General features: G+C 43.3%; 3 protein-coding genes and 2 tRNA genes. All 5 read right to left on the bottom strand.

Annotated features, from left to right (window positions below; all coding sequences use genetic code 11):
* Window positions 1-195 precede the first annotated feature (195 nt).
* Window positions 196-269, bottom strand: a tRNA-Asp gene (locus LZF95_RS08260).
* 47 nt (window positions 270-316) lie between these two features.
* Window positions 317-390 (bottom strand) — tRNA-Asp (locus LZF95_RS08255).
* A gap of 232 nt (window positions 391-622) precedes the next feature.
* Window positions 623-4,963, bottom strand: a complete 4,341-nt coding sequence (locus LZF95_RS08250; protein WP_233754506.1) for a PAS domain S-box protein — start codon at window positions 4,961-4,963, stop codon at window positions 623-625.
* A gap of 236 nt (window positions 4,964-5,199) precedes the next feature.
* Window positions 5,200-6,207, bottom strand: a complete 1,008-nt coding sequence (gene galE, locus LZF95_RS08245; RefSeq protein WP_233754505.1) for a UDP-glucose 4-epimerase GalE — start codon at window positions 6,205-6,207, stop codon at window positions 5,200-5,202.
* Window positions 6,208-6,351: 144 nt separating this feature from the next.
* On the bottom strand, window positions 6,352-9,459 hold the full coding sequence (locus tag LZF95_RS08240) for a PKD domain-containing protein (protein ID WP_233754504.1): 3,108 nt from the start codon (window positions 9,457-9,459) through the stop codon (window positions 6,352-6,354).
* Window positions 9,460-9,533 lie beyond the last annotated feature (74 nt).

Genomic DNA, 9,533 nt, shown 5'->3' with positions numbered 1-9,533 from the left:
AAGTAACCTTGAAAAATTCAAGCAGGCCATGCGGCAAAAGCAAGCTGAGGTAATCCTTTTCTTCCAATTCTTTTTTTCAACAAAGAAAATCGATTCAGTCAATTCCCCCAACTTTTAGGACTGATCCCTAAATCAACCATAAAAAAAGAAATCCACGCAAAAACAAAAAGTCCCGAATTTCTTCGGGACTTGATGCGGAATGGACGGGACTCGAACCCGCGACCTCCTGCGTGACAGGCAGGCATTCTAACCAGCTGAACTACCACTCCAATATTTTACTGACTCTAATTGATGACCGTTATCATCAAACGCGATGCGGAATGGACGGGACTCGAACCCGCGACCTCCTGCGTGACAGGCAGGCATTCTAACCAGCTGAACTACCACTCCGTTTACTTCAAATCCTAGGCTTTGTTGATTTCTCAACCGTTACCCCGTTTTTGAGTGATGCAAAGGTATGTTTTTGATTTGTTATTGCAAAAATAGAAGTGAAATTTTGCTGGAACAATTCGTATAGACTTCTTTTTCAACGAGATATTTTTGTCATTAAGCAAGAATTGAAGCCACCTGCATGAACCTGGTTAAACTCACAATGACGGCATACAACAACTTTGTCATCCCACTAAGATCCAGACTGCATCATTTCCTTTACCAATTTTATTTCTGCCAGTAATCTCCCATACATGTGAGCCACTTGTTCAGTTTCAAATTCCTCCAGATGCTCAAATTCTCTCGCTATGCCTGCCAATACCTGCATACCAGAGGAGATGGCTGTTCCATAGAGTTTATGACCAGCTTCAGTAAGGCCAAGTAGATTTTCTTCTTGGATTGCCGCTTTTAGTGACTCCATGGATTTAGTTATTTCAACACTTGCAATACCCAAAATTTCCTGAAGCAATTCAGGATCATTATCTGCATAGAGTCTCAATTTCTCCTCACAATAATGCGTGTCTTTGTCTTCATGGTGAGCTCGGTCAGCATCCGCAGCTTCAGTTATCCCGTTAAGCCATTTATCCAGTATCATTTTTATAGTCTCCTCCACTATAGGCTTTACGACAAAATCGTCCATTCCAGAAGCAAGGCATTTTTCCCGCTCACCCTTTACATTACCAGCAGTCAGCGCAATAATAGGAACACGTGCATCATGCTCAAGCAAACGGATCTGCTTTGTAGCCTCATACCCGTTCATCTCCGGCATCTGCACATCCATCAGAATGATATCTGGCATTTGTTCTTGGCAATAGTCCACCGCTTCCTGGCCGTTTTTCACTTCCACCACAGTAGCCTCCGGAGCTATTTTCTTTAAAAGTGTCCTGGCTAGTAGCATGTTCACTAAATTATCCTCAGCAATCAATACGATAAATCTGCCCACTGCCCCTTTCGTCACTACTTCCCCAGTCTCCCCTCTACTCATTTCTATTTTGTGTAGTCGGGAGAGGGACAGATAAAAATCCTGGATTTTGACAGGCTTGATCAATCTGTGCCGCACCCTTAATTCCCTACAGCTCTCTATGATTTTATGATCATCAGATGAGCTATGAAGCAATAGGATAGGTTCGTCCGAGCTCCAAGCGGGAAAGGTCTCTCTTATCTTTCGGATTGTCTCCAACCCATCCATAAACGGCATGTGGTAATCCATCAAAATCACATCAAACTCCTTTCCTGAGGCCAGTACCTGTAAAGCCTCAAATCCATTGGAAGCCTCAACAGATTGAATATTCTTCAACAAAAGCATTCCTCTGACGATCAATCTATTATTAGCATTATCATCCACTATAAGCACATTGCTTATCTTGTCCACATCATACCAGTCTATGGGCTCACCTTGCTCTGTCTCCAGCAGTACATCAAAATAAAACGTACTTCCTTTGCCTAGCTCACTTTCCAACTCCAGCTTACTTCCCATAAGCCTCAGCAGACTATTGGAAATAGTCAACCCGAGGCCTGTACCTCCATATTTCTTTGTGGTGGAACTGTCCTCTTGGGAAAATGCTTCAAAGATTTTTGATTGCTTCTCTGGTTTGATACCTATACCGGTATCCCGAACTGAAAAACGAAGTTTGAAAAAATCCCCTTTCTTTTCAATAATCTCTATCTTCAATTCTATCTCACCTTGTTCAGTGAATTTGGAGGAATTGCCGAGAAGGTTGACCAGGATTTGTTTGAGACGGACTGAATCCGCAAAAACAAACCTAGGCAAATCAGTGGCCATATTGAGTAGCATTTCCAGGCCTTTATTCTGGATCTGATAGGTGATGATATCCGTTGCTTGTGAACAGAGCTCGTAAATGTCACATTTGTCTATATCAAGTTCAAGACGGCCTGCTTCTATTTTCGAAAAGTCCAGAATATCATTGATAATACTCAGGAGAGCGTTTCCTGATTGATGGACTATAGATAGGTACTGATGCTGGGTTTCGTTGAGATTCGTTTTTAATACCAGATCAGTAAATCCTATCACTCCATTCAGAGGTGTTCTGATTTCATGGCTCATGTTGGCCAGAAACTCCGACTTGGCTACGTTGGCCTCTTCCGCCAGCAATTTTGCCTTATTCAGTTCTTCGGTATGTTTCACCATTCTGGTGATGTCCTGTACAAACATCATCATCCCTCCTACGTCACCATCATGCAAGTACCATGGCCTCATTTCCCAGGACACAAACCGTTCTTCTGTTTCACCTGGAAGTTTGATTTTCTCCTCTTCTTTACGTTCTATGGATCCAGCCAGTACGCGTTCAAACCTATCTCTACTTAATTCATCTGTCTGAGGGAAAACATCATAATGGGATTTACCTATGATATCCCGCCCCTGAAGATTATAATCCTTTTTATACTGGTTACTGGCTGCGATATAGACCATGTTATTATCCAACATGGCCACAGCCGCAGGAGCATGTGTCACAAAAGCATTAAGCCTGCTCTTTTCATTATAAAGATCCTTCTCGATCTTATTTTTATCAGTAATATCAATCGCGATCCCCAGATACCCAATCAGCTGATCTTCATGATCTCTCATGGCAGAGACTACCAGCGAAACTACTTTTTCGTCTCCTTTTTTGGTGACAAACGTCCAGTCACGCTGCTCAAAACCATTCCGTCTGGGCCTTATATTCAAAATCTCAGAAGAATGTATCTCTCTTCCAAATTCTTTTTCCAATTCGGTCCGATATGCCTCTATTTCTTCAGGTTTGTAGAGAATAATAGGGCTTTGCTTTCCTACTAGCTCCCCTGCGGAGTAGCCTAGCATTTTCTCAGCCCCAACATTGAACACTGTAATCATCCCATCGAGACCTGTAGAGATTACACAGACTTCTGATGAAGCATTGATCACATCATCCAGTACTTTACGCGTCTGTTCCAGTTCTATCTGGGATTTCTTACTGACATCTATGTCCTGGAATGTCCCGAATATCCGAATACACTCCCCATTTACAAATTCCAGCTTTCCTATAGCCCGGACCCAAAGTTCGTTGCCCCGGGCAGTGATAATCTGAAGTTCCAGATCCCAGCCTTCACCTGTCTTCAATCCCATTTCAAAGGCTGCCTGGATTTTACTCCTGTTCTCACCCTCTTTGTAAAAATCAATGGCGGTAGCCAGATCAGGCTCATAATCCATAGGCACTTCATGGATCAGCTTAGTAGAGGAGGTCCAGGTGAGTTTTTGGGACTTAAGATCCAGATTCCAGCCTCCCACTCGGGCTACTATTTCAGTCTCCTCCAGCATAGCTCTAGCTCTGGAGAGTTCTTCTTCCAGTTTCACTCGGCTTGAAATATCGATCGCATTGCCAATCACATAATCCCCTCCTCCAGAAGAATCCCGCTCTAGAACATTGTTGTATATCCATATCAGATTGGAACCATTTCTATGTGTGCTTACCATCTGGCCGCTGGCTTTCCCTTCATTTTGGATTTTCATCAAATATTGGTCTATCAGCGGATGCCGGGATTCAGGAACAATGTCATATAAACTTCTTCCAATTACCTGTTCCGCGGTATATCCCAACATCTGGGCCCCGGCTTCATTTACCGACAGAAAAACACCTTCCAGATCATGAGTACACATCAAGCCTTGGGAATTCTCAAAAAACACCCTAAGCCTGTTCTCACTTTTAGCAAGCTGTTCTTCCTTTGCCTTAGCTTCAGTGGTGTCTCTGGCTATACTGTAAATATTGCCGGTCTTGGGATCTTTGGTAGCCACCCAATCAAGGGATTTGTAAGAGCCATCCCGGCACATAAACCTATGCGATAATTCTGTGGACAGTTCACCATTGATCAGTTTTTCTAAGTTTCGCCTAGTTTTCTTGATATCATCAGGATGTGTCAATTCAAAAAATGAGCGAGTCAAAAGCGTCTCATTGTCCCATCCCAGTAATCTACTGAAAGAAGGATTGACTTTTTTGAAATAGCCATTTGTCCCTGCGATACAAATCAAATCATTGGATAAGTTGAAAAACTTCTCCACATTACTGAATTCTGTGATCAGCTTGCGCTCTTGGACTATGATCAAAGCCTCACTCGCAAGTAATTCTAAAGCTATTTTGGCTTTATCATCCAATTTAATGGGGTCTGCTCCAAGGACAAACAACCCTCCTACCCAGTCAGCGTTTTCATCTTTGAAAGATAAACCAGCAAATGCCCCTATTTCATGCGCTTCCAAGGCAAGGGGCACTTCTTTGGGAAGCTCATCTTTCTGTAAATCCTGGCTTAAAAAAAAGGAACTTGAATTCCTCGCTTTTTCAATTAAAAAATCCGCCAGCACATCACTATCCAATTCAAACCCCGAGGAGGCTTTAAACCTATTTTCCGGATCAACAAATAGAATCAGGGATTTGGGCGTGGCACTGACTATGGAACTTAACTGACAAATTCTATATAGGGATACATCCTGATCTGCATCGAGACTTTGATAAGGATGGGTTGACAATTTATCCGACGCACTCCTACTCTCCTCTAATTCACTCATATATACTAGTTGAATTTCATTTTCAATCAGGATACCGATCTATTTTAATTCTCAAAATAGAATACTTTTCCTACATATTAAAAAATAGCTCTACACAAAAACTTACCTAGGAAGGTATTCCGCCGACAGTTTATACTATTTCCGTCGGAAGTACATCTGTAAACGTTTTTCAAATAATGGAATCCGTTATTTACAACAAAAAGCCCAGAACCATTAGCTCTACTTTTTTTATTCAATCACAACTTGATCTGCCAGTTCCAACTATCCCTCATAGAGTCTTCGAGGCTAAAGCTTGGCTGCCATTTTAGAACTGAATTGATTTTAGTGGTATCTGCCCATATCTTCACTATATCACCCGCTCTTCTCGACCCTATCTCAAAGTTTAGCTTTACCCCATTGACCCGCTCAAATGTCCTGATTACTTCCAAAACGGTGTTACCCTTGCCCGTACCCACATTAAACACATCATAGAAATCAACCTGCTGCTCACCCAGGTACCCCAAGGCTTTCACATGGGCATCTGCCAGATCCATCACATGAATAAAATCCCTTACGCAGGAGCCATCAGGGGTATCATAATCATCACCAAAAACTGTCAGTTTTTCACGGATTCCAGCAGCCGTCTGTGTCACGAAAGGGACAAGATTAGCAGGGGTTCCTATCGGCAATTCCCCTATTTTTCCACTGGGGTGGGCTCCAACTGGATTGAAATATCGTAAAGAAATCACCCTGATTCCTGGGTGGGATTTGACATAATCCACCAGAATATCCTCGCAGATTTTTTTGGTATTGCCGTACGGGCTTTCCGCCTCTTGTCTAGGAGTCTTTTCAGTCACAGGTAGAATTTCCGGCTGACCATACACTGTGCATGAAGACGAAAAGACCAAATCCTTGATTTGCTTTGCCTTCATAAAATCAAGCAGAGCCAACAGAGAACCAATATTATTCTGGTAATATTTCAACGGCTTTTCGGTACTTTCTCCGACAGCCTTGAATGCCGCAAAATGAATAATACCTGAAATATCATGTGCTGACGCTATTTCATCTAAAAGACTACGGTCACTGCAATCTCCCTTGTAAAAAACCAAGCTTTTGCCAGTGATTTCTTCCAGTCTTGCGAGCACCTTTTCATGGGAATTAGAAAGATCATCAATGATAATAGGATTCAAACCTGCTTCGACTAGTTGGACTGCAGTGTGTGAACCAATAAAACCGGCTCCCCCTGTTATTAGAATATTTTTCATTGTCATAAAAGTTTGTCAAGGCAAAACTATCGTTTTGAATTGATATACGAATGATTTTTGGAAAGACTTCTGAAGAAAACACATACACAAAAATTCTCTTTCTCATTTGGCCTCATGGGAAATCAGCACAACGTTTATAAGTAATTATCTGACAAGCAAAAAACTGCCCCGTTTTTCTACAGTTTGGATATCCTCATCCACTGGAAAGCTGTATTGCATCAAATAAGTATAGGTTCCTTGAACAGCATTTTCACCATTCACTTTCCCGTTCCATCCCTCAGATCCTGAAAATATCAGCTGACCCCATCTATTGTATATCCAGATAGTATAGGTGATTTCACAATTGGAAACTCCCTCAAAAAAACCACCGTCTTTCATTGGATTATATCCAGTAGGCATACGTACTTCAGGAGCACTCTCGGACACCCTGCCTTCTCCCAAGCTTACGCATCCAGATGCATCCACTATGGAAATGGAATAAGTCCCTTTCGACAGTCCCTGCAGGGTATTGTTTCCGGGATCCCCCTCATTCCAGTAATAAATATAAGGTGCCTCTCCCCCTTCGATAAAAGCAAAAAGTTCACCGTTGCTCCCACCCGGACAGGCTGGCTTGTTCATCCTCACATCAACTTCTAAAGCAGACGGAGAGGTTATTTCAAAGTCAAGCGGAATACCACATGTATTTTGATCCACCACAAAGACATCGTACTGACCCTGGGGAACTTCGGACAAATCCAATCTTCCTGTAAACTCATACTCCTCTCCATCCATCTCTAGCCGATAGGGTGGACTTCCTCCGTTGACAACCAGCTCTAGTCTTCCATCCTTTTTACCAAAGCAACTTACGCCAGCTGTCTCCAAAGAAACCAGTTCCAGTAAAGTTGGTTCTGTAACAACTATGTTGTTCAACTCTTCTTCACATCCCAAGCTATCTGTGATAAGCACTGAATAAGTACCAGGAGGCAGATTATCAGCACGTATATCATCCAAACCAGCATCATGGGACCATGTTAGGTGATAAGGTGGTACTCCTCCCTGAATATCAAGCTCTATCACTCCATTAGATTCTCCAAAGCACCTGACATTTTCCAATATTGAAATACTTGTCTCAAGTTTCTCCGCAATTGTCACTTCAAAAAGCTCCGAAGTTCCTTCACAGGATTGGTCATCCAGACTATAAGTTGTATAGCTGATTGTCCCAGTGATTCCCGGCTGATCCCATCGGATTTCTACCACTGCCTGGTCAGCACCCGCAACTACCTCACCCCCACTTACCACCCATTCGTAGCCACGTCCTTCTGAAGAATTAGGTGCTGAATAGACATGTGTGTTCTGCGGATTATAACAAACAGCCGATTCACCGACCGGGCTGGCAGCGTCCAATTTGGAGTTGATCACCACCGGTAAAATTATAGGATCTCCCAAACAACCATTGCTCCCTATAGGATTCGCGATGATACTGGCATCAGGGTTGGCTTCGCCCCAATTCACCAGTACCGAATCTCCATAGTCTTGAAGGATAACCCCTCCTTGCACTTCAAAACTTACAGACTGCAGGTTTTCCTGTGAGCCGAGTTTATAGAGAAACTCCTCTACTTCAGGACACACAGATTGCTCGCCCAGCAACTCCGCTTTGGTCTCCAAAACTTCCACCTGGAAAGTTTTCTCCTCCTGCTGATCACAGGTAAGTGGGCTGAGAGAAGCCGTGACAGTGACTTCATAGATCCCTGGAGCAGCAAAAGTATGGCTGACTTCCTGCCCTTCCTTTACCTCTGAACCATCATTAAAGTCCCAGACAAAATAGGTGAAATCTTTGTTTTCGGATGTGATACTCCATGTTCCTTCCCTATCGAGGCAAGCAGTAAGATCACCTTGTACATCAAAATCATAGCTGGCTTTCACTTCAAAATTCAGATTGTCCAAAGCCGCGCCTACCGCATACCCATAGGATTCGAGGAAACCGAATCCATACACATAAGCGATAAAGCCATCCGGATTGGATAGACTATGAAGTCCCTTGGAAATACTAATCCGGGCGAAATAAAAGGAGGCATTGCCAGGTACTGGAGAAAATTCAGCACCTACATTTCTCCCATCCAAAATTGTATTTCCCTGAGCCCCCGCAGGTACGATTATATTCACATAGTTGACAGAGATAGAAACGATGGATAGAGCGGAAAACTCCACCTCCTTCAGCAATTGTTCATTAGGGCTGTAGGAAATCATAAATGGATCACCTTGCTCAAAATTGCCTGAACTTGCGTTATTACATTCCTGGCTTTTAGCAAATACCGTAACAGAAGAAGGTTTTGAAGTAGTGATGGATACCACTTCGTCTGCTTCGAAAGATAAGGCAACAAACTCAGTGGCTGAAAGCGAAGCCCGGATTGTTCCGTTCACTAAAACCTCTGTATCGTCCTCTGCTGCCAGCACTTTCACCAATTCACCGGATGACCTACCTTCCAACCCCACATGGATAAAGGATTGTCCCCAGGTATTTACAGGATAGGCCTGTTGGAAAAGATTGTCATTGGCAGCCCCGCAGTTCCCTACAGATGTCCATTTATTTCCACCAAAAACAGCGATTTTTTTACAGGAACTGGCATCCTCTCCAATCACCCTCACCCTGCTGCCCGTGAGATCATATTTTTCTTTGATCTGGTAGCTTTGACCGCGGTTCAGATTCAGGACAATCGGTGCGCCTCCAATGCTTTTGGTGATTTCCACCTGTGTATCATTCTCTGTAGCGATCACTAGAAGGCTACTTTCATCATCAATGTTGCCCTCGTATTCCACAGGTGCTGTGAGTTGTTCATAGTGGGATGTGACCAGGTACTCCTTTCCCAGAGCCGCCACAGGCAACACTACGGTACCATCGGCACTTCGGATACGCTCATTGAACGCATAGACAGATAAATCTCCCGTAGAATTAATAAAAATCCCCTTGTTTTCAACCCGTTCGGAAAACCTATGAAAAAGGTCTAAGTCCTGGGAATCCACAACCAAATTGAAACGTTCACCTTTGGCGAGGGATTGGCTACGGATATTTCCCAAATATTCTATGGTAACCTCAGCATCTTCGACTGCCGCTATCTCCAACACCGCTCTATCAGAGGCACCGGGAAGTACGCGGTTATTGTCCATAAATCCCACCCAGAATTCCTTCCCTATAGTAGAGAGCTGCGCTTGGGAAGCCAAGACCACCCCTTGCAGGCAAAGTAAGAAAAAAGCAATTCTGTAAAATTTCTCCATTCGGAACCAATATGGCATTGATACCACAATATAGGTAACCTGCATGGGAATATCCAGACGAAGGTAGGATCGCA

This window comes from Algoriphagus sp. AGSA1 (assembly GCF_021390545.1).
Taxonomy (GTDB): Bacteria; Bacteroidota; Bacteroidia; order Cytophagales; family Cyclobacteriaceae; genus Algoriphagus.
The sequence above is the reverse complement of the archived record's forward strand: the minus strand, read 5'-3'. Positions and strand labels throughout refer to the sequence as shown.

Bases quoted from the DNA above. Each gene is read 5' to 3' on its own strand.
- LZF95_RS08240 (WP_233754504.1), bottom strand. From the start codon at position 9,459: ATGGAGAAATTTTACAGAATTGCTTTTTTCTTACTTTGCCTGCAAGGG.
- LZF95_RS08250 (WP_233754506.1), bottom strand. From the start codon at position 4,963: ATGAGTGAATTAGAGGAGAGTAGGAGTGCGTCGGATAAATTGTCAACC.
- galE (WP_233754505.1), bottom strand. From the start codon at position 6,207: ATGAAAAATATTCTAATAACAGGGGGAGCCGGTTTTATTGGTTCACAC.